Raw genomic sequence first — 18,939 nt, 5'->3', positions numbered from 1 at the left:
CATGTCCACCCTGGAACTTGACCGTCTCACCAAGATCTTCGGCACCGGCGACTCCACCGTCCGCGCCCTGACCGACCTGTCCCTCACCGTCAACCCCGGCGAGGTCTACGGCTTCGTCGGCTCCAACGGTGCGGGGAAATCCACCGCGATGCGCATCACCCTCGGCGTCCTCTCCGCGGACTCCGGCGAGGCACGCGTCGACGGCGAGAGAATCAACGACGACATCCGCCGCACCATCGGCTACATGCCCGAGGAACGCGGGCTCTACGACAAGGAACGCATCGCCGACCAGCTCGTCTTCTTCGGCAAGCTCCACGGCCTCACCAAGCACAAAGCCCAGCAGACCACCACGGCTCTGCTCGACCAGCTCGGTCTGGCCGACCGCGCCGACTCCAAACTCGAGGAGCTCTCGCTGGGTAACCAGCAACGCGTCCAGCTCGCCGCCTCTCTTGTCCATGACCCGGCGATCCTCATCCTCGATGAGCCGTTCAGCGGCCTCGATCCCGTCGCCGTCAACGTCATGAGCGAGATGCTGCTGCAGAAAGCGTCCGAAGGTGTCCCCGTCCTCTTCTCCTCCCACCAGCTCGATCTCGTGCAGCGGCTCTGCCACCGCGTCGGCATCATCACCCACGGCGAGATGCGCGCCGAAGGCACCGTCGACGAACTCCGCACCCGCGGCCCGGTCCAGTACGAGATCCGCACCGCCGCCCGCGACTGGTACCCCGCCGGCACCACCGTCACCGACACCACCGAGGACGCAGTGATCCTCGACGCCGGTGACATCGACGACCAGACCATCCTCGCCGCAGCGATGTCCGCGGGCCCGGTACACGGCTTCACCCGCCGCGTCCCCGATCTCAACGAACTCTTCAAGGAGGTCGTGACCTCATGAGTACGACACCGAAGTATTCCCGTGCCGACGCGATCCGGACCGTCACCGGACGCGAGATCCAGGTCGCGATGCGCAGTAAGGGGCTGATCATCACCGCGGCGATCGTGCTCGTCGTGGTCGTCGGCGGTGTGTTCCTGCTCAGCTGGCTGGACGGCCGTGACGAGGACAACCCCTCACTCGTCGTCGCCGGAGTCGAGGAGACCACTGTCACGGCCGTTGTCGGCGACGGCATCGACGTGACCTCGGTCGAGTCGCGCGACGAGGCGGTGGACGCGGTCAAAGACGACGGGAAGGACGCCGCCCTGGTTCGCGACGATGACGGTTTCACCCTCATCTCCGACGGCACCCCGGATGACGCCCTGGTGGCCGCGTCCCAGGTCGCGGCGTCCGCCATCGCCCAGAACGAGGCCCTGGACGCCGTGGGCGTGGACCCTGACGAATTCGCTGACTCCCTGCCGGATGCCGCGGTGGAGACGGTCGACGTCTCCGACGAGGCCACCGATGACACGCTGCCGGCGGTGGTGACGACAATGCTGGGCACGATGGTGATCCTCACGTTCATCATGACCTTCTCCGGCAATGTCGGTGGCCGGGTGACCGAGGAAAAGTCGTCGCGGGTGGTGGAGATCATCCTGGCCACGATCCGTCCGCTGGACCTGCTCATCGGCAAGGTCGTCGCGATGCTCATCGTCGGTTTCGTCGGCACCGCGGTGATCCTCGGGACGGCGCTGGCATCGATGGCCGTGACGGGGATGCTCGCTGATGTCGACCTGGATCCGGCGACACTGGGGATTCTCCTGGTCTCGTACATCCTGGGCATGCTGTTCTTCAGTGCGCTGTACGCGGCCGCGGGCTCCCTGGTGAGCCGCGCCGAGGAACTGGGCAGCACCCAGATGCCGGTGATGCTGCTCTTCTTCGCCGTGATGTATCCGCCGATCTTCGGCTGGTCGGCCATGGACTCCACGGTGATGGAGGTGCTGGCCTGGGTGCCGCCGATCTCGATGGGCGTGGCTCCGATGCAGTACGCGGCAGGCAACCTGTCCTTCCTCGGCCTGGTGGCGTCCTTCCTGGTCCTGGCGGTGGCGACACTGGTGGTGCTCATGGTCGTGGCGAGGATCTACCGCGGCTCGATCCTCAACAACGGGCGTCGTCTCACCTGGATGCGGGCACTCAAGCAGGCGTGACCGCGTCACCCCGGTGGAAGTCGGACACTGACAGTTAATCCTGCTGACGGCAGGTTAACTCCTGGGGTCACTGCGCCGTAACAGCTCCGAAATGATGGGGGAGTTACCTGTGATCATGAGTGAATCACAGACGATCACCGAGACCTCCACCGACTCCGACCTCATCGCCCCGACCCGTACGGCGACCCCCTTCCACACCACACTGGCCGAGCTGAACCGGATGACCCCGGCGCAGATCTCCGCCCTGATCGGTGACCTGCTGTACAACCCGACGCTCGGCGAGGAGGTGGCGTCCGCCGCCCCCTTCCGCAACCTGGAGCACCTGCTGGACGTCGCCCACCGGGAGCTGCTGCGCATGCCGCGGGTCGAGGTACTGGCCAGTATCCAGGCCCACCCCGTGCTCGGCGAGCAGACCACGGACATCTACTCGCGCGAGGAGCAGTCGTTCATCCTGGAATCCCCACCTGAGGTACTCACCGAGGTCGCCGACCTCTGCCGACGCTACGAGGAGCGGTTCCACCACCTGTTCCTCGTCTGCGCCCAGGGCATCGGAGGTCACGAGGTGCTGCGGCTGCTGCGCCGCCGGCTCGACAACCCCACGGTCACCGAATGGGAGACCACGGTCCGTGAACTGGGGAGGATCAACACCCTGCGGCTGCGCAGCGTGGTACGGGGCTGAGACCCCCGACGCTGAACACGACAGGGCCCCGGGAGTCGACCCGGGGCCCTGTGCCGTCACCCGGGACGTCGGTCCGGGCGGATGCGCCGCACTATGGCGGCGCTGACGCTACTTGGCGTCAATGAGGTCGATGATGAAGACCAGGGTGCGGCCCGCGAGGGGGTTACCGCTGCCGACGGGGCCGTAGGCAAGCTCCGGCGGGATGGTGAGCTTGCGGCGTCCGCCGACCTTCATGCCGGGGATGCCGTCCTGCCAGCCCTGGATCAGACCGGCGAGGGGGAACTCGATGGTGGTGCCGCGGTCCCAGGAGGAGTCGAACTCCTGACCGGTCTCGTAGTCGACGCCCACGTAGTGGACCTCGACCATGCCGCCGGGAACAGCCTCTGCACCGTCACCGACGGTGATGTCCTCGATGACAAGCTCGACGGGTGCAGGTCCCTGCTGGGCATCGATCTGCGGCTTGACCATGAAGGTCACACTCCTCTTTCTTGTGGAACAGAACCGCGTCAGTCTATCAGTCATGACACGATCGGGCACGACAGAAACGTCGGAAAGGCCTCTCAGAAACACCGGACCCCCGACCACGGTGGGGTCGGGGGTCGGGGGACCGGGGTCGGAGGGACCGGAGCCGGAGACTAGCGCTCGGACCGCGGGGTGACGGTACGGAGGGTCTGGCCGGTGTAGATCTGACGCGGGCGGTTGATCTTGGCGGTCGGGTCGTTGACCTGCTCCATGTAGTGGGCGATCCAGCCCGGGAGACGGCCCATGGCGAAGAGGACGGTGAAGAAGTCCTCGGAGAAGCCCATGGCGCGGTAGATCAGACCGGTGTAGAAGTCCACGTTCGGGTACAGCTTGCGGCTGATGAAGTAGTCGTCGTTGAGGGCGATCTGCTCCAGGTTCATGGCGAGGTCGAGGAGGTTGTCGCCACCGAGGTGCTCGAGGATCTCGTGAGCGGACTCCTTGACGATGGCGGCGCGCGGGTCGTAGTTGCGGTACACGCGGTGACCGAAGCCCATGAGCTTGACGCCCGGCTCCTTGTTCTTGACGCGGTCCATGAACTCGGTCGCGTCGTCGCCGTTCTCGTGGATGTCCTGCAGCATCTCCAGGACGGCCTGGTTGGCGCCACCGTGCAGCGGGCCGGACAGGGCGTTGACGCCGGCGGCGACCGAGGCGTAGATGTTCGCCTGCGAGGACGCGACCATGCGCACCGTGGAGGTGGAGCAGTTCTGCTCGTGGTCGGCGTGCAGGATGAGCAGCTTGTCGAGCGCCTTGGCGATGACCGGGTCGATCTCGTAGTCCTCGGTCGGGTAGCCGAACATGTTGCGCAGGAAGTTCTCGCGCGCGTTGAGCTTGTTGTCCGGGTACATGTAGGGCTTGCCCTTGGACGCACGGTAGGCGTACGCGGCCAGCATCGGGACCTTCGCCATGAGGCGGTAGGTGTTCTTGAGCTGGAAGTCCTTGTTCAGCGGGTCAAGCTGGTCCTCGTAGTAGGTGGCGAGGATGTTGACCGAGGACGCGAGGACGTTCATCGGGTGGGCGTTACGCGGGAAGATCTTGAACTGGGACTTGAAATCCTCATCCAGCAGGGTGTGCTTGCGGATGTTGTCGTTGAAGTCCGCCAGCTGGGCCTCGTTCGGCAGTTCGCCGTTGATCAGCAGGTAGCTGACCTCGTTGAAGCTGGCGTTGTTGGCCAGATCAGCGATGTCGTAGCCGCGGTAACGCAGGATGCCGTTCGCACCGTCGATGTAGGTGATCTCGGACTTCGTGGAGCCGGTGCTCACGTAGCCGGGGTCGAAGGTGGTCAGACCGGTCTCGGCGAGGAGCTTACCCAGGGCGAACCCGGAGTTTCCTTCGGTCGCCTCAACGATCGGCATCTCGTACTCGCCACCGGGGTAGTGGAGAACGGCCTTGTCCTGGTTCTCGGAAGCCATTGACATCCCTTTCGATGTTTCTGAAGTTCTCGGTAGTTCTCGTTACGTCCACAGTCCGCGTATCACCGGTGGTGACAGTCCGCTACAGAGCGCACGGCCGGTCGCACCGGACCGCAGACAGTCGTGGGATAGGACACACTGTACAGAATTACAGGTATACGCAACACCGCGGTACCCGATTGGACAGCACACGGGTACCCCCAGTCCCTACCCCGCCCAAAAGTTACGTCGTCTTCTTCTTCCCTCTTGTTCCGGTGGTGGACGCTACAGGTTAGGCTGTTCGGTGGCACACTCCGGGCTCGACAGGACCCGGGGGACGACGACAAGAAAGCGGACATCACCTCACCATGAGCGATCAGTTCCTGACCCTCCCCGAGAACCTTCTTCCCTCTGACGGCCGTTTCGGCTGCGGCCCCTCCAAGGTCCGCCCGGCCCAGATCGACGCGATCGTCGCCGGTGGCACCGACGTCATCGGCACCTCCCACCGTCAGCCGGCTGTCAAGGATGTCGTCGGTTCGGTGCGCTCCGGCCTGGCCGACCTGTTCAACCTCCCGGAGGGTTACGAGATCATCACCTCCCTCGGTGGTGCGACCGCGTTCTGGGACTCCGCGTCTTTCGGTCTGATCCGTGAGAAGTCCGCACACCTCACCTACGGTGAGTTCTCCGGCAAGTTCGCCACCGTCTCCAAGAAGGCCCCGTGGCTCGCCGAGCCTGAGATCCACGCCTTCGAGCCGGGCACCGCCCCCGCCACCTCAGAGCTCGACGGCACGGACGCCGACCTCGTCGGCTGGGCCCACAACGAGACCTCCACCGGTGCGATGGTCAGCGTCAAGCGCCCGGCCACCGACGCCCTCGTCGCGGTGGACGCCACCTCCGGCGCCGGCGGACTTCCCGTCGACATCGCCGAAACCGATGTCTACTACTTCTCCCCGCAGAAGTGCTTCGCTTCCGACGGTGGCCTGTGGTTCGCCGCCTTCTCCCCCGCCGCCCTGGAGCGCGTCGAGGAGATCGCCGCGTCCGACCGCTACATCCCGGCCTTCCTGGACCTGAAGACCGCGGTCGACAATTCCCGCAAGAACCAGACCTACAACACCCCGGCCGTCGCCACCCTGCTGATGATGGACAGCCAGGTCAAGTGGATGAACGAGAACGGTGGCCTGGAGGGCATGGTCGAGCGCACCACCGAGTCCTCCTCCATCCTCTACAACTGGGCCGAGGGCCGCTCCGAGACCACCCCGTTCGTCGCGGACGCGGACTCCCGTTCCCTCGTCGTCGGTACCATCGACTTCGATGACGCGGTGGACGCCGACGTCATCGCCAAGACCCTGCGCGCCAACGGCGTCCTGGACACCGAGCCCTACCGCAAGCTGGGTCGTAACCAGCTGCGCATCGGTATGTTCCCGGCCATCGAGCCGGAGGACATCCGCACCCTGACCAAGGCGATCGACTACATCCTCGACGCGGGCGTCGCGTCCAGGTAGAGACGCGGGCGCGCCCGGACTTCCCGGGCCCTGTCCGCATCACGCAGACTGAGGTTGGTGGAGTACGCTCCCCGACGACCTCTGACTGCGTGATGCGGACTTTCGTCGTCCCGGCAGGAGACTCAGCAGACGTCCCCGGGGGTGCAGGCGCTGTCCTCCCCCACATCGACGCAGGTGTGCGCTACAGTCGTCACGAGTACCCACCGCACGGCCACGGGCCGACACCGGACAGCGCAGAACAGCGTAAGACACGGAGGCACTGATGCAGGAACTGGAGTTCGTCCCCGACGACAGTGACGCCGCCTCCCTTGTCCTGCGCGATACCGAGAGTGACCGGCTCTACTGGATCCCGGTCACCGAGGCTCTGCGCGACCACGTCACCGTCGCCCGCGAGCTCGCGGCCGAGGAGAACGGGGCAGGTGAGGACGCCCCGGCCGCCGCAGTCACCCCTGCCGCGTCAGACATCCCGGACGGCACCGGGACCGCCGCAGAACCCGCCACCTCCACCGGAGACGCCAGCCCGACCCCGACCCTGTCGGTCACCTCTGTCGAGCGTCCTGCCGAGGAACCGAAGCCGAAGGTGAAGCTGCGTCCCCGTGAGATCCAGAAGCGACTGCGCCACGGTGCAACCGTCGCACAGCTCATGGAGGAGACCGGGGCCTCCGAATCCCGGCTGCTGCCCTACGCCCACCCGATCCAGATGGAGCGTCACCGCATCGCCGAGCTGGCCCGTCAGGCCTATCCGGTACTGTCCGACGGCCCTGCCGAGCACACTCTCTGGGAGTCGCTCGCCACCGCTTTCGCCGCCCGACAGGAGGATGTCCGCGCCTCCACCTGGGACGCCGCGATGGATTCCTCCGACGACTGGATCATCACGGTGACGTGGACCCGCGGCAACCGGCACGGTGCAACCCAGTTCGTCGCCGAGTTCCGGTGGGTCCCGGCTCCTCCCCCGGGCACCGGCCCGTCGACCGTCGAACCAGCGAACTCGGTGGCCAACGACCTTGTCGACCCGCGCTTCAACCGACCGGTCCGTACTGTCTCCGCCCCCTCCACCGGGGAAGAGGAGCCGGGTCTCGACGAGGATGCCCCGGTCGATGAACCGGCCGGCGACCACGACATCCCGGCCGCCGACGGCAGCGACCGGGACGAGACCGACGAGCAGTCCTCCATCGCCCCCACCGTCGACCTCTTCGGCGACCCGACCCCGGACCAGCGGTCCCACCCGGCGAAGCGCAAGCGCAGCACCAGCACACCGCACTGGGAGGATGTCCTCCTCGGTGTCCGGACCTCACCGCGTAAGAAGAAGAAGTAGCCGGCGATGACCGACCACGACCACCAGCAGGTGGTGACTCTCTGGTTCATCACGGCGGCCGACCCGCGTGGTGTCCTCGTCGCCGAGCCGAAGGCCGACCGCGGTTACGCCCGCAAGCTCCTGGCCCAGCTCAACCCGGCATGGCCGCTGACCCATATCGGCGACTTCGACATGAACCGCTCCGCCCCGCCCGGAGAGGGCGAATTCTACATCGGCGGCTACCGCGGCCTCACAGTGATCCAGACCGTGCTGCCCGAGGTACCGGACGCCTGGTCCCTGTCCGGACTCACCACGCTCACCGAGCCCTTCAATACCCTGGTCTCGATGATCCCCACTGCCGACCTGCTGGTCACGGTGCACACCCCGACCAACCGCGACGGCCTCGGCGGCTTCGCCCACTGGGTCGGTGGCCGGATGACCCGCTGCTTCTATGCCACGCGGGAACGCATCATCGAGGACACCGGAGTCCCGCTGCCCGACGAAGCCGCATTCTGGGCCGGCGAGTCCGAAGCTCCCGAGGCCCGCGGCATCGAGCTACCTTTCCGCCCCTCGGAGATGGCTGCCGCGGCCATCGCCCACTGGCTGGGGTTCCGGGTCTCTGACGAGATCGACATCCCGGTCGCGGCCTTCGCCGTCGACGGCCGCCCGGAGACCCGCGCGGGTCACTCCGACACTCCCTCTGCCCCGCGGCGCATCGTCGTCACCGCCATGCCGGACGCCGTCCCGATGGACGGTGCGGTCACCGACACCGGATACGACGACTACGCCGACAAGCCGGAGAATCAGGACGAGTCCCGCTCCACCGCTGAACTGGTGAAGGGTGCGGCGGTGTCCGTCGGCCGTGGCCTGCGCACCGGAGTGGAGTGGATCCGCACCGGCACGCACCGGATCGGCGACGAGGTCCGCCGCCGGGCACGAAACACCGGGCGCTGATGGTCCATGTCGGGCGCCCCAGATTGGTCTGAGAGGATCAGACCAACCTGGAGCACCCGACATGGTGTCACTCCGTGCCAGAGCCGGGAAGTACACCTAGAACTGGGCCGCGTAGAACCCGACCGCAGCCGAGGTGGCGACATTGAGTGAATCAGTACCCGGCGACATGGGTATCTTCGCCCGCACGTCCGAGGCCCGCATCGCATGCTCGGTGAGACCCGGTCCCTCCGCCCCCACCATCACGGCGACCTTGTCGGCACCGCGCACGGCGTCCGCCAGGGTGTTGTCGGTGTTCGGCGTCATCGCCAGCACGCGGTAACCGCGCTCCTGCAGGTCGGCGAGGCCGCGCTGCCACGTCGTCGGTTTGCCGGGCACATGGGCGAACGGCACCCGCAGCACATGGCCCATCGACACCCGCACCACACGGCGGTACAGCGGATCGGCGCAGCCGGCCCCCAGCAGGACAGCGCCGACCCCCAGCCCGGCGGCATTGCGGAACAGCGCGCCGATGTTCTCGTGGTCCCCCACTCCTTCGAGGACGCCGATGACGCGGTTGGATCCGTCCAGCCCGTCGAGCACCTCACCGACCGTCGGTTCCTCGACCCGGTCGGCGGCGGCGACGAGGCCACGGTGCATGTCGAATCCGGCGACCTCGGCCAGCACCTCGCGGGACACCTCGTAGCGCTGCACCCCCGCCAACCCGGCGGCGACCGCAGGATCGGCGGACGCGGCGTCCTCGAGCTCGTCGAGGCGCCGGGCGAAGCCCACCACACAGCGCACCGGGAAGCGGGACGCCGCGAGCCGGGGAACCACCAGGTTTCCCTCGGCGATGACGAGACCCCGCCCTCCCGGCAGGTCAGGACGCCGGTCCGAGGAGTTCAGGTCCCGGATGTCGTCGAGTCGGGGGTCGGCGGGGTCAGTGATGCTGATCGGGTTGGTCACCCGTTCAGCGTACTCATGCGACAGGCGCTCAGCCGATCGCATCCTTGATCGGGTCGATGCCGAAGTAGACGGCGAAGAGGATCGCCACCAGGTACATCAGCGGGTGGATCCTCCGCCAGTTGCCGGTACCCAGCTGGAGGACGACGTAGGCGACGAAGCCGATGCCGATGCCGTTGGCGATGGAGTAGCTGAACGGCATCATGACGATGGTGAGGAAGGCCGGCAGACCGACCGCCAGGTCACCGAAGTCGATGTCCTTGATCTGGGCCATCATCATCGCACCGACGATGACGAGCACCGGGGCAGCGGCCTCGATCGGCACGACCTCGTAGAGCGGGGTGAGGAACATCGCGGCGAGGAAGATCACACCGGTGACGACGTTCGCCAGGCCGGTGCGGGCACCGTCGCCGATACCGGCGGCGGAGTCGACGAAGACCGTGTTGGAGGACGCCGAGGCGCCGCCACCGACGACGGCACCGGCACCCTCGACGATCAGGGCGGTGCGCATGTTCGGCAGGACGCCCTTCTCGTTCACCAGACCTGCCTGCTTACCGAGGCCGGTCATGGTGCCCATCGCGTCGAAGAAGTTGGACAGCACCAGGGTGAAGATGAGGAGGCAGGCGGAGAGGAAGCCGATGCGGGTGAAGGCACCGAAGAGATCGAACTCGCCGAGCAGGCCGAGGTCCGGCATACCACCGAAGGAGTCCGGGACATCCGGGGTGGCCATGTGCCAGCCGGTGGACTCCGGATTGTCGTCGCCGGCGATGGCCTGGACGATGACGGCGAAGATGGTGGTGGTGACGATGCCGATGAACAGGCCGCCGCGGACCTTGCGGGCGGCGAGGATGCCACACGTGACCAGGCCGACGACGAAGACCACGCCGGACCAGGTGGTGATGGATCCGCCGATGCCGAAGCTCACCGGGACAGTGGTGTTCATGTCGTCGGTGTTGCGGGTGACGAAGCCGGAGTCGACGACACCGACGAAGGCGATGAACAGGCCGATACCGACGGTGATCGCCGACTTCAGGGACGCCGGGATGGCGTTGAATACGGCCTCACGGAAGCCGGAGACGGCGAGGATCACGATGATGATGCCGTCGATGACGACCAGACCCATGGCCTCCGGCCAGGTCAGCCCCTCGGTGGAGACGAAGGTGACCGCGACCAGGGTGTTGATGCCCAGACCAGCGGCGATGCCGAAGGGGTATCTGGCGAACACACCGAAGGCGATGGTCATCACGCCGGCGGCAAAGGCCGTGACCGCGGCGACGGCGGAGACCCCCAGCTCGGCCCCCGTATGGTCGGCGACGGTGCCGATGATCAGCGGGTTCAGCAGAATGATGTAGGCCATCGCGAAGAAAGTGACCACACCACCGCGGACCTCGGTACCGATGGTGGACCCGCGTTCGGTGATGTGGAAGAAGCGGTCGAGGAACGACCCCTCCTTCACCTCCGTCGATCCGTCGGGATCAGTCGTTGTTGCCATGGGGGAAACCAGCTTTCAGGCTCAGGAAAACGTCAAGACGTCTCAGTTTCTCCCCTGGCCGCACCGGTCGCAAGCGGACGCGGGTTTCGCGCTCACCGGCGCTTCAGAAATGCGTCAGTAGCGTTCGGGCCCGCCGTCATCCCAGGCACTGTGGGACGCCGCCCCTTCGCCGCCGTCCCGGGGCGTGTCCGAGTGGGCACCGCAGCCGTAGTCGGCAGCCACGACCCGGCCGTCGGCGGAGAACTCATTGGCACACACACCGACCTCGGTCCGTCGCCGACGCTGCAGCGGCAGCCAGAATGCACAGCTCGCGCAGGTCCGTTCGGCCCGGCGCGCGAACTCGGTGTCCGGGCCGGTGTCACCGGTGGTCCAGCGGCGGACCGCGGCGTCCCACCCGGCGTGCGAGAGTGTGCGCATGGTTCCGGGGTTGCGGCGCACCCCGTCGTCGTCAGCGAGATCGTCCTCGTCGACGACCCGCGGGTCGTCCGCCTTCAGCGGCAGCTGGTCCCCGGGCTGCAGGTCACCGGGACGCACCCGGTCCTCGTAGGGCACCCAGGCGGGGGCGGACAGTGCCCGGTCACCGGCGTGGAGGGCGACCTCGTTGACGGTGACGTAGTCCGCACCCGGTGGACAGGCGACGACGGCGATCCACTCCCAGCCCCGGTAGCCGCGCTCTCTGCAGGCGAACCGGTGGACGGCGGTCTCCGGGCTGGTCGAGGAGCCCCCGAGGTGTTCGCCGACACCGTCGGGACCGGCGACATCGAGAACGGCCTCCCGGGCGGTGCTGATCCCCTGCGCCGACAACAGGACTCCGCCTCCCCGTCGTTTCCGGTCGTGCGACGGCCGTCCCTGATGTCCTCGACTACTCACGGCACCCATTATGGCAGCATGGTCCCCATGGCCCTGTACCCGTCGAGTTCACGCCCCTCTTTACGGCACGGCGCGCGGCTCCTGCCCGTGCTGCTGAGTGTTCCCGCGCTCGTGCTCGCCGGCTGCGGTTCCGACGGTGGCGGCGGGAACGACGGAGTTGGCACGGGAGGCACAGGCGGCACGGGAGGCACAGGGGACACGGCGTCCCTCAGCGCGGAGGTTGTCGCGGAATACCCCTCGGATCCGACGTCCTTCACCCAGGGGCTCGAGGTCATGCCGGAGGGCGATCTGCTGGTCTCCACCGGCAAGGAGGGGCAGTCCCGTATCTACCGGACCCCGTTGACCGACGCCTCCCGTGACGCCGCAACCGTGTCCGTCGACCTCGATCCGCAGTACTTCGGCGAGGGGTCCACCCGCCATGGTGACGACATCTGGCAGCTGACCTGGAAACACGGGGTGGCCGTGAAGCGGGACGCCGCCACGCTGGAGCAGACCGACGAGGCGTCCTACGACGGTGAAGGTTGGGGACTGTGCTCCAACGGTGAGCGGCTCGTCATGTCCGACGGCTCGGACCGGCTGACCTTCCGCGACCCGTCGACGTTCGCGGTGACCGGCGAAGTGTCGGTCACCCTCGACGGTGAGCCGGTCGACCAGCTCAATGAACTGGACTGCTCCGACGGTGACGTGTGGGCGAACGTCTGGTACGACGACCGCATCCTGCGGATCAACCCGGCGACCGGTGAGGTCAACGGCATCCTCGATACCTCGGACCTGGACCTCCCCGCCCGGGAGAAGGACGGGGCCGACGTGCTCAACGGCATCGCGAAGGTGCCCGGTACCACCGACCACTTCCTCATCACGGGCAAACTCTGGGACACCGTCTACGAGGTGACCGTGAAGTGAACACCGACCGGCCGGGCCGGACGCACCGGCTCACCGCGAAGGTCTACGGCATGCTCGGTGCCGACGGGGCCCGCGAATCAGGGCTGACGGCACTGATGTACGCCACCATCGCAAACTTCGCGGTGGACGCCGTGCTCGCCGTCTCCCTGGCCGGAACACTCTTCTTCTCGGCGACGACCGGAGAGTCCAAGGGCTCGGTCGCCGCCTACCTGCTGGTGACGATCGCCCCCTTCGCGGTCCTGGCCCCGGTGATCGGTCCGTTGCTCGACAGGATCCGGACCGGACGCCGCGTCGCGATGTCACTGACCTTCGCCGCCCGGGTGACCCTCGCCGCAGTGCTGCTGCAGAACTTCGACTCATGGCTGCTGTACCCGGCGGCACTCGGGATGCTGGTGCTGTCGAAATCCTACGGGGTGCTGAAATCCTCGGTGACACCGCGACTCGCCCCGGAGAACCTCGACCTGGTGCGGGCGAATGCGCGGCTGATGATCACCGGGCACATCGGGGGATCGATGGTGGTCGGTGGCGCCGCGGCGGCAGTGGCTTTCGTCTTCTCCCCCAAGGAGGCGCTCTGGTTGCTGCTGGTGTGCGCGCTGGCGGGCATCTACCTGTGCGGCCTCATCCCCTCGACTGCGGAGAGCAGTGGTGACGAGGTCTTCGCCGACCCCTTCGCCCCGACCGATGACCTCGGTCCGGCAATGGGTGCGCCGGACGGGGAGGAGGCTCCGACTGTCGTGGCGCCCACTGCGTCCGCCGGGTCCGCCGGGTCCGCCGGGTCCGCGTCGTTCCTCGGGCAGTGGCGGCAGTCGATGTCCGTGCGCTTCCCCGACGCCACCCGGACCGCGATGTGGGGCACCGCGATGCAACGGCTCGGCACCGGGTTCATGACGATCTACGTCGCCTTCGTGGCGAAGTCCTCCCACACGCTGTCGGGGACCGAACAGCTGGCGTTGCTCGGTGTCGTCGGCGCAGCCGGCGGTGTGGGCACCTTCCTGGGCAACACGGTGGGCTCGCGGGTGAAGTTCGCCCGGCCCCGGTTCACCGTCATCATGCTGGCCGTCATTTCCCTGGCGACGGTGATCGTCGCCGCCGTGTTCGACGGTGTACCCACCGCGGCGGTCGCGACACTGGTGCTCTCACTGGGATCCGCGATCTCGAAGTCCTGTCTCGACGCGACGATCCAGTCCGGTCTTGACCAGTCGGCGCAGGCCTCCGCCTTCGGACTGTCCGAGACGATACTCCAGCTGTCGTGGGTGCTCGGCGGGACACTGGGCCTCCTGCTGCCGACCGAGCTCACCGTCGGTATGGCCGTCCTGGCCGCCACCGGTACAGTGTTCTTCGTCAATGTGATCCTTGCGTCCCGCGGTCTCGGTGTGGGTTCCCTCATCGGCCGGGCGCGGTCACGGTCCTGACCCCGCCGAGCGAAAGCAGGTCCCTATGTCGGACGAGTCCACTGAGTCCGCCGAGCCTTCCAAGGCCCCGAAGCTCACCAAGAAGCAGCGACGCAAGGCCGCCCAGCGCAAGCAGCTCCTCATGTTCCTGGGTGTCGTGGTGCTGGTGGCTGTCGTCGCCGGCGCGGTGCTGGGGGTACAGAAGTACATGGACTCCCGGGGTGGAACGAACCCGGCCGACCTGCGGGTCACCGCCGTGACCGCCGACGGCGAGGAGACCGAACTCGCCCCCTGGTCGATCTGGGCCGACGGTGAAGCGAGGACCAACGACGAGGATCCCGCCACCGTCGATATCCCCGCGGACGGCGAGATCACCCTCAAGCTGCCCTCCGACGTCTACGACCACGACTGGACCCTGCTGCAGTTCTACGACGACGACGGCGCGAACTCCAGCAACAGCTACGCCGCCAATGAGGCGAAGGAAGTCACCATCGAGGGGTCGTCGAGCATGACCGACGACGACGGAAACCACCCGCGTCTCATCGGCCTGGAGATCCAGAGTGTCCTCATCGACGACTCCGGCGACGAGGAAGAGCCCGTCGTCGCTGTCTGGTCCATCGCGCCGAAGGAGTGAGCCGGGGCGGGGGGTCAGGCGTCGAGTTCGCGGGCGATGGTCCGCAGAATCTCGGCGACCTGGTGGCCTTCCCTGCGTCCCGGACGCCTGCCGGACTCCAGGAGGGGCTGGACCCGGTTCTCCAGCAGCGAGACAGTGTCCTGCACCAGGCCGTGCAGTTTCTCGGGGGTGTACTTGTGTGCGGCACGCCGCGGCCCCTGGTCCAGGACCGTGACTCGCAGGGCCTCAGGGGCCTTCCCCCGCAGGCCGGTGGCCACGTCGTACTCGACGCGCTGGCCGGGGACGAGCTCAGTCACCCCCTCCGGAAGGGCCTGGCGTCCCACGTGGACGTCGTCATAGCCGGGGTTAGACACGAATCCGAAGCCCTTGTCGGCGTCGAACCACTTCACCTTGCCGGTCGGCATGTGTCCTCCATACTCTCTGTTCCGTTCCGCCACCGGGTCTCGACAGCGGAAGAGACGACATTACCCCAATATCAACATTCACAGCCGTCACCACAGTCCCAGCGTCGCCCCTGTGTGACGAATACCACACTCCCGCCAGGTCCCAATAAATCACAATACGGTCACAGCTGTGGCACAAAACGATAACGGAATCACTGACCAGCACTTTTCCTCGATCACGGTCCGATGACGGCCGGGGAACGCTCTGGTCACGACAATCTCCGAAACGTCGCGTCCTCCCCGAGAATCAGGGCATTTCAGCCCAACAGCGTGACTGAACCGTGACCTATCCGTTACGCTGTCCAACGAACCGAGCGGGGACGTCCCCGCTTGCACTATCCACAGAGACATCAACGGACTCCGCAGGGCAGCGTCAGACCTCACAGGAACGACCCCCCTGCACCGGAAGGAACGAACCGCATCATGGGACGCCACAACACCCGCACCCGACTGACCTCCACCAAGCGCCTCGCCGTCGCCGGCATCGCCGTCGCCGGCATGGGCGCCGCTCTGGCCCCGGCCGCCACCGCCGCCCCCGACTCCGACTGGGACGCCCTGGCACAGTGTGAGTCCGGCGGAGACTGGTCCATCAACACCGGCAACGGCTTCCACGGTGGTCTCCAGTTCTCCCCGAGCACCTGGAGCGGCTACGGCGGAGAAGAGTTCGCCCCCTACGCCTACCAGGCCTCCCGCGAAGAGCAGATCGTCGTCGGCGAGCGCGTCCTCGCCGGCCAGGGCTGGGGCGCATGGCCCTCCTGCTCCTCCCAGCTGGGTCTGAACTCCGCTGCTGAGGAGCGCACCGCCCCGAGCGCCGCTCCGGCCTCCTCCCAGAACCAGGTCGAGCAGCTCAACTCCGCCGAGGACGTCCTCGCCATCGACGCCGTCTGGAAGCAGCTCAACGACGAGGCCGCCGCCCGCGGTGTCGCCGTGCCGCAGGAGGTCACCGACGCCTACAACGCGAACCGCAACGACCTGAACGACCAGTACAGCGCTGCCCTCGACGGCTTCAACGCCGCCGCCACCGCCCTGAAGTTCTAGCACTTCCACCCGGGGTCTCTCCCCGGGCGGCAGTACGTGCGGAATGCACAGACGCCCCACGGAACATCACTGTTCCGTGGGGCGTCTTCGGCGTCCCGGGAGGGCGTCGGCCCACCGGAGCGCACATGGGCGCACGAAAGCACCCGGGGTCACCGGGTGCACGGGGAGGTTCTACTCCGCGCCGTTGATCACGGTGAACGGGTGCACGTAGTGCAGGGTCTCGGCGGGGACCGGGAACTCCAGGTCACCGTAGGGACTCAGTGCACCGGCGTCGGCGGCAATGAGTTCGGTGACGGCGTGGTGTCCCTCGGGAACATCCTGCGGCCAGCCCGGATCAACGTAGTGCTTCTTCTCAACATCAGCCATGTCGCCTATCATTCCACACCTGACCGGCACGGCAGTACCTGACGCCTGAACAACATGCCGCGCCCACCCCCGTGGGAGGTACGGGTAAAATTGTCCGGATCATGCCCGACAACACACCGTTCCCGTCCTACGGTGACTGGCTCACCGCCCATGACGACGCCACCCTCGTGGATCTGCTGTGGCGTATGCGCGCCTTCCACGGCCGGACATTCACCGCCGATGTCGCCGCACTGCGTCAGCTCGACGCCCGCTCGCTGGCCGTCCTCCATGGGCTGGCCCATGCCGGGGCCGCCCATCATCCGGTGGACGCCGCCTCCCTCACTGATGCGCTGACCTTTCTCTTCGACGAGGCGGGGACGCCTGCACCCGGTCGTCCGGGAACCGCGGAGATCCCGGAAGTGCTGCACTCCCTGGCACACCGTGGGCTGGCCTACGGCCCCGGTCTGCACATCAACAGCGCCGTCGAGGGCGACCGGTCAGACCCCTTCCCCGTCGCCGTCCCCGGCGACCTGCAGGGCTTCTTCACCGGCACCACCGACCTGCCCTGGGCACTGGTCGACGGCTACCGCTGTCCGGTCCCCACCGACCGTCTCCCCGGCGTCCTCGCCGAACTCCCCGACCGGCAGCGTCGACTGCTCGACACTCTCGCCACCGCCGGCGGGATCGGGCATTCGGCGTCCCTCGACGACCCGGAGCGTCCGCTGGCCCGGATGATCGCCGCCGGCCTGCTCGACCGGGTGGACGCCGAGACCGCGCGCCTGTCCCCGCGTGTCGGTGCCGTCATCGCCGGCCGGGTGACCCCGGCCCCCGGTGGCGACTTCACCTCGCCCGACCCTGTCCCGGCGACCGACCGTGCCGACGGGTCGGGTGTCGCCCGGGCCGTGGAGACGCTGCGGCAGATCACGGAACTTCTCACTCTCCTCGGCACCGCACCGTTGCGCCCGCTGGGCGGCGGCGGAGTCGGTGTCCGTGAGATCACCCGTGTCGCCAAGGCCACCGACACCACCATCGACGAGGTCACCGGCACACTGCTGCTGTGCCGCCACGCCGACCTCATCGGCCCCGGTCTGCCCGTCCCCGCCCCCGAGGTCGACACCGCCGGGCCCGACGGGGAGGTGTGGGGGCTCACCGACCGTGGCGCGGAGTTCCTGGCTGCGGGTATGGCCCGGCGGTGGGCGCTGCTGCTGTCCGGCTGGTCGACGAGCCCGCACTCCCCGTGGGAGATGGCGGAGACCGGCGCCCACCTGCTCCAGGACAGCCTCGACCACCCCGCCACCGCCGCACTGCGCGAACTCACCGCGGAACTGGTGACCGTGCTCGGTGGCACGCAGGACACACAGGATCCAGCGGTCCAGCTGTGGCGGCTGCGTCCCTCCCTGGCGGCGAAGACCCCGACCGAGGCGGTGGCCGGCGTCCTCCGCGAGGCTGAGGCGCTGGGGCTGCGCGCCGACGGGCAGCCTACCAGCGCGGCGGTCGCGCTGGCGTCCGACGCCCGGGCGGACGCGCTGACCACCGCGCTGACCGGTGTGCTGCCTGCCCCGGTGAGCATGCTGATCATCCAGGCCGACATGACCGTCCTCGCCCCCGGTCTGCTGGCCCCCGACGACGAGGCGATGCTGCGCGCGATCGCCGACGTGGAGTCCACCGGTATGGCGAGTGTGTGGCGCATCTCCCCGGAATCGCTCAAGCGCGCCGCGGCAGCCGGTGAGACCGCCGACCGGGTCCGGGGTTTCCTCACCGGCATGGCGCCGGAGATCCCCCAGGGCCTCGACTACCTCATCAACGACACCTTCCGGTCCACCGGTGCGTTGACGGCCGGTACGGCGTCCACCGTCCTCACCGCCCCTGACGAGGCGACGCTGACCTCGGCGCTGACCGCGCTGGCGTCCCTGTCCGACGGGGAGGTCCACGACGCCGCCCTGCGCCGCATCGCCCCGACCGTGGCGGTCAGTCGCACGCAGCTCTCCCGCGTCGTCGACCTGCTGGAGGACGCCGGGGTACAGGTCGGGGTCGACGGGGACGCCGCCGCCACGACCCATGGCCCGGTCCTGTCACTGGTGCCCGACCCACGGCGTCCTACCGTCACGCGTGAGGAGGTCGAGGACCAGCTCGCCGGGAGCGTCGAGGGGCTGCGCCGCACCCGGCAGGCCGCGTCCGACACCGAGGACCTGGAGGGCACAGACCTGCCCGACGTGGAGACCGTCCGCGACCCGCACCAGATCATGGCGACGCTGCGCTCGGCCTACGACCGGGGGACGCGGGTGGAGATCAGCTACGTCAACGCCGACGGCTCGGCGGTGCAGGAGTGGATCTCGGTGGTGACGATGAGTCCGGTGTCCATCGTCGGCGTCACCGAGTCCGACGGGGTCTCGCTGCGGATCCAACCGCACCGCATCGCCTGGGTCGCCGCGCCGGTCTAGAATGGACCGGTTCACCACACCCCGCCCA

At 67.7% G+C, this 18,939-nt stretch carries 18 protein-coding genes; 11 read left to right on the top strand and 7 right to left on the bottom strand.

Going from position 1 to position 18,939, the window contains the following annotated elements:
- The first annotated feature begins 1 nt into the window (after nucleotide 1).
- The 3 genes from ACZ9GM_RS00595 (at nucleotide 2) to ACZ9GM_RS00585 (ending at nucleotide 2,755) form a co-directional block, all read left to right on the top strand.
- A complete protein-coding gene (locus tag ACZ9GM_RS00595) occupies nucleotides 2–892 on the top strand; it encodes an ABC transporter ATP-binding protein (protein WP_476036977.1) in 891 nt (296 codons plus the stop codon).
- On the top strand, nucleotides 889–2,076 hold the full coding sequence (locus ACZ9GM_RS00590; RefSeq protein ID WP_476036976.1) for an ABC transporter permease: 1,188 nt from the start codon (nucleotides 889–891) through the stop codon (nucleotides 2,074–2,076). The genes ACZ9GM_RS00595 and ACZ9GM_RS00590 overlap by 4 nt, the downstream gene beginning before the upstream one ends.
- 115 nt (nucleotides 2,077–2,191) lie before the next feature.
- Nucleotides 2,192–2,755, top strand: coding sequence for a 2-oxo-4-hydroxy-4-carboxy-5-ureidoimidazoline decarboxylase (locus tag ACZ9GM_RS00585; RefSeq protein WP_291473635.1), 564 nt, complete (start codon nucleotides 2,192–2,194; stop codon nucleotides 2,753–2,755).
- A gap of 108 nt (nucleotides 2,756–2,863) precedes the next feature.
- On the opposite strand, the gene ACZ9GM_RS00580 is transcribed toward ACZ9GM_RS00585, so the two are convergent.
- The gene (locus tag ACZ9GM_RS00580; protein WP_291473636.1) at nucleotides 2,864–3,223 is read right to left on the bottom strand and encodes an FKBP-type peptidyl-prolyl cis-trans isomerase; all 360 of its coding nucleotides are present in this window, start codon (nucleotides 3,221–3,223) and stop codon (nucleotides 2,864–2,866) included.
- 167 nt (nucleotides 3,224–3,390) lie between these two features.
- Nucleotides 3,391–4,686, bottom strand: coding sequence for a citrate synthase (locus ACZ9GM_RS00575; RefSeq protein WP_476036975.1), 1,296 nt, complete (start codon nucleotides 4,684–4,686; stop codon nucleotides 3,391–3,393).
- A 347-nt stretch (nucleotides 4,687–5,033) separates the two neighbouring features.
- On the opposite strand from ACZ9GM_RS00575, the gene serC reads away from it, so the two are divergent.
- The 3 genes from serC to ACZ9GM_RS00560 all read left to right on the top strand — a co-directional run bounded on the left by serC (nucleotide 5,034) and on the right by ACZ9GM_RS00560 (nucleotide 8,415).
- Nucleotides 5,034–6,167, top strand: coding sequence for a phosphoserine transaminase (serC, locus tag ACZ9GM_RS00570; RefSeq protein WP_291473737.1), 1,134 nt, complete (start codon nucleotides 5,034–5,036; stop codon nucleotides 6,165–6,167).
- 262 nt (nucleotides 6,168–6,429) lie between these two features.
- Nucleotides 6,430–7,482: a septation protein SepH gene (gene sepH, locus ACZ9GM_RS00565; RefSeq protein WP_476036974.1), complete on the top strand. Its 1,053-nt coding sequence runs from the start codon at nucleotides 6,430–6,432 to the stop codon at nucleotides 7,480–7,482.
- 6 nt (nucleotides 7,483–7,488) lie between these two features.
- The gene (locus ACZ9GM_RS00560) at nucleotides 7,489–8,415 is read left to right on the top strand and encodes a DUF6928 family protein (RefSeq protein WP_476036973.1); all 927 of its coding nucleotides are present in this window, start codon (nucleotides 7,489–7,491) and stop codon (nucleotides 8,413–8,415) included.
- Between the two features lie 96 nt (nucleotides 8,416–8,511).
- Here ACZ9GM_RS00560 and ACZ9GM_RS00555 read toward each other — a convergent pair whose 3' ends face one another.
- The 3 genes from ACZ9GM_RS00555 to ACZ9GM_RS00545 all read right to left on the bottom strand — a co-directional run bounded on the left by ACZ9GM_RS00555 (nucleotide 8,512) and on the right by ACZ9GM_RS00545 (nucleotide 11,650).
- Entirely contained in the window at nucleotides 8,512–9,357 is an 846-nt protein-coding gene (locus ACZ9GM_RS00555) for a TrmH family RNA methyltransferase (RefSeq protein ID WP_476036972.1), read from the bottom strand.
- A gap of 28 nt (nucleotides 9,358–9,385) precedes the next feature.
- Nucleotides 9,386–10,846 (bottom strand): NCS2 family permease, encoded by a 1,461-nt coding sequence (locus ACZ9GM_RS00550; protein ID WP_291473733.1) that lies wholly within the window; start codon nucleotides 10,844–10,846, stop codon nucleotides 9,386–9,388.
- A 114-nt stretch (nucleotides 10,847–10,960) separates the two neighbouring features.
- The gene (locus tag ACZ9GM_RS00545) at nucleotides 10,961–11,650 is read right to left on the bottom strand and encodes a DUF3027 domain-containing protein (protein ID WP_476036971.1); all 690 of its coding nucleotides are present in this window, start codon (nucleotides 11,648–11,650) and stop codon (nucleotides 10,961–10,963) included.
- 93 nt (nucleotides 11,651–11,743) lie between these two features.
- Between ACZ9GM_RS00545 and ACZ9GM_RS00540 the strand changes: the two genes are divergently transcribed.
- Genes ACZ9GM_RS00540 through ACZ9GM_RS00530 form a run of 3 tightly spaced genes read left to right on the top strand, consistent with a single transcriptional unit; the run spans nucleotide 11,744 to nucleotide 14,644 of the window.
- Nucleotides 11,744–12,619, top strand: coding sequence for a glutaminyl-peptide cyclotransferase (locus ACZ9GM_RS00540; RefSeq protein WP_476036970.1), 876 nt, complete (start codon nucleotides 11,744–11,746; stop codon nucleotides 12,617–12,619).
- A complete protein-coding gene (locus ACZ9GM_RS00535; protein ID WP_476036969.1) occupies nucleotides 12,616–14,031 on the top strand; it encodes an MFS transporter in 1,416 nt (471 codons plus the stop codon). Before ACZ9GM_RS00540 ends, ACZ9GM_RS00535 begins: the two co-directional genes overlap by 4 nt.
- A 25-nt stretch (nucleotides 14,032–14,056) precedes the next feature.
- Nucleotides 14,057–14,644, top strand: a complete 588-nt coding sequence (locus tag ACZ9GM_RS00530; protein WP_291473729.1) for a DUF2771 domain-containing protein — start codon at nucleotides 14,057–14,059, stop codon at nucleotides 14,642–14,644.
- 14 nt (nucleotides 14,645–14,658) lie between these two features.
- On the opposite strand, the gene ACZ9GM_RS00525 is transcribed toward ACZ9GM_RS00530, so the two are convergent.
- A complete protein-coding gene (locus tag ACZ9GM_RS00525) occupies nucleotides 14,659–15,048 on the bottom strand; it encodes a cold-shock protein (protein ID WP_291473728.1) in 390 nt (129 codons plus the stop codon).
- A gap of 462 nt (nucleotides 15,049–15,510) precedes the next feature.
- On the opposite strand from ACZ9GM_RS00525, the gene ACZ9GM_RS00520 reads away from it, so the two are divergent.
- Nucleotides 15,511–16,125: a resuscitation-promoting factor Rpf1 domain-containing protein gene (locus ACZ9GM_RS00520; protein ID WP_291473727.1), complete on the top strand. Its 615-nt coding sequence runs from the start codon at nucleotides 15,511–15,513 to the stop codon at nucleotides 16,123–16,125.
- Between the two features lie 171 nt (nucleotides 16,126–16,296).
- Here ACZ9GM_RS00520 and ACZ9GM_RS00515 read toward each other — a convergent pair whose 3' ends face one another.
- Nucleotides 16,297–16,491, bottom strand: coding sequence for a hypothetical protein (locus tag ACZ9GM_RS00515; protein WP_291473726.1), 195 nt, complete (start codon nucleotides 16,489–16,491; stop codon nucleotides 16,297–16,299).
- Between the two features lie 101 nt (nucleotides 16,492–16,592).
- Between ACZ9GM_RS00515 and ACZ9GM_RS00510 the strand changes: the two genes are divergently transcribed.
- On the top strand, nucleotides 16,593–18,911 hold the full coding sequence (locus tag ACZ9GM_RS00510) for a helicase-associated domain-containing protein (protein WP_476036968.1): 2,319 nt from the start codon (nucleotides 16,593–16,595) through the stop codon (nucleotides 18,909–18,911).
- The last annotated feature ends 28 nt before the right edge of the window (nucleotides 18,912–18,939 follow it).

This window comes from Corynebacterium sp. UD i78, assembly GCF_056280545.1.
Note: the sequence above shows the minus strand (reverse complement) of the source record. Positions and strands in the feature narration are given on the sequence as shown.

What these genes read in the sequence shown, in the direction of transcription:
- ACZ9GM_RS00595 (WP_476036977.1), top strand. Translation starts at nt 2, where the DNA reads ATGTCCACCCTGGAACTTGACCGTCTCACCAAGATCTTCGGCACCGGC.
- ACZ9GM_RS00590 (WP_476036976.1), top strand. Translation starts at nt 889, where the DNA reads ATGAGTACGACACCGAAGTATTCCCGTGCCGACGCGATCCGGACCGTC.
- ACZ9GM_RS00585 (WP_291473635.1), top strand. Translation starts at nt 2,192, where the DNA reads ATGAGTGAATCACAGACGATCACCGAGACCTCCACCGACTCCGACCTC.
- ACZ9GM_RS00580 (WP_291473636.1), bottom strand. Translation starts at nt 3,223, where the DNA reads ATGGTCAAGCCGCAGATCGATGCCCAGCAGGGACCTGCACCCGTCGAG.
- ACZ9GM_RS00575 (WP_476036975.1), bottom strand. Translation starts at nt 4,686, where the DNA reads ATGGCTTCCGAGAACCAGGACAAGGCCGTTCTCCACTACCCCGGTGGC.
- serC (WP_291473737.1), top strand. Translation starts at nt 5,034, where the DNA reads ATGAGCGATCAGTTCCTGACCCTCCCCGAGAACCTTCTTCCCTCTGAC.
- sepH (WP_476036974.1), top strand. Translation starts at nt 6,430, where the DNA reads ATGCAGGAACTGGAGTTCGTCCCCGACGACAGTGACGCCGCCTCCCTT.
- ACZ9GM_RS00560 (WP_476036973.1), top strand. Translation starts at nt 7,489, where the DNA reads ATGACCGACCACGACCACCAGCAGGTGGTGACTCTCTGGTTCATCACG.
- ACZ9GM_RS00550 (WP_291473733.1), bottom strand. Translation starts at nt 10,846, where the DNA reads ATGGCAACAACGACTGATCCCGACGGATCGACGGAGGTGAAGGAGGGG.
- ACZ9GM_RS00540 (WP_476036970.1), top strand. Translation starts at nt 11,744, where the DNA reads ATGGCCCTGTACCCGTCGAGTTCACGCCCCTCTTTACGGCACGGCGCG.
- ACZ9GM_RS00530 (WP_291473729.1), top strand. Translation starts at nt 14,057, where the DNA reads ATGTCGGACGAGTCCACTGAGTCCGCCGAGCCTTCCAAGGCCCCGAAG.
- ACZ9GM_RS00525 (WP_291473728.1), bottom strand. Translation starts at nt 15,048, where the DNA reads ATGCCGACCGGCAAGGTGAAGTGGTTCGACGCCGACAAGGGCTTCGGA.
- ACZ9GM_RS00520 (WP_291473727.1), top strand. Translation starts at nt 15,511, where the DNA reads ATGGGACGCCACAACACCCGCACCCGACTGACCTCCACCAAGCGCCTC.
- ACZ9GM_RS00515 (WP_291473726.1), bottom strand. Translation starts at nt 16,491, where the DNA reads ATGGCTGATGTTGAGAAGAAGCACTACGTTGATCCGGGCTGGCCGCAG.
- ACZ9GM_RS00510 (WP_476036968.1), top strand. Translation starts at nt 16,593, where the DNA reads ATGCCCGACAACACACCGTTCCCGTCCTACGGTGACTGGCTCACCGCC.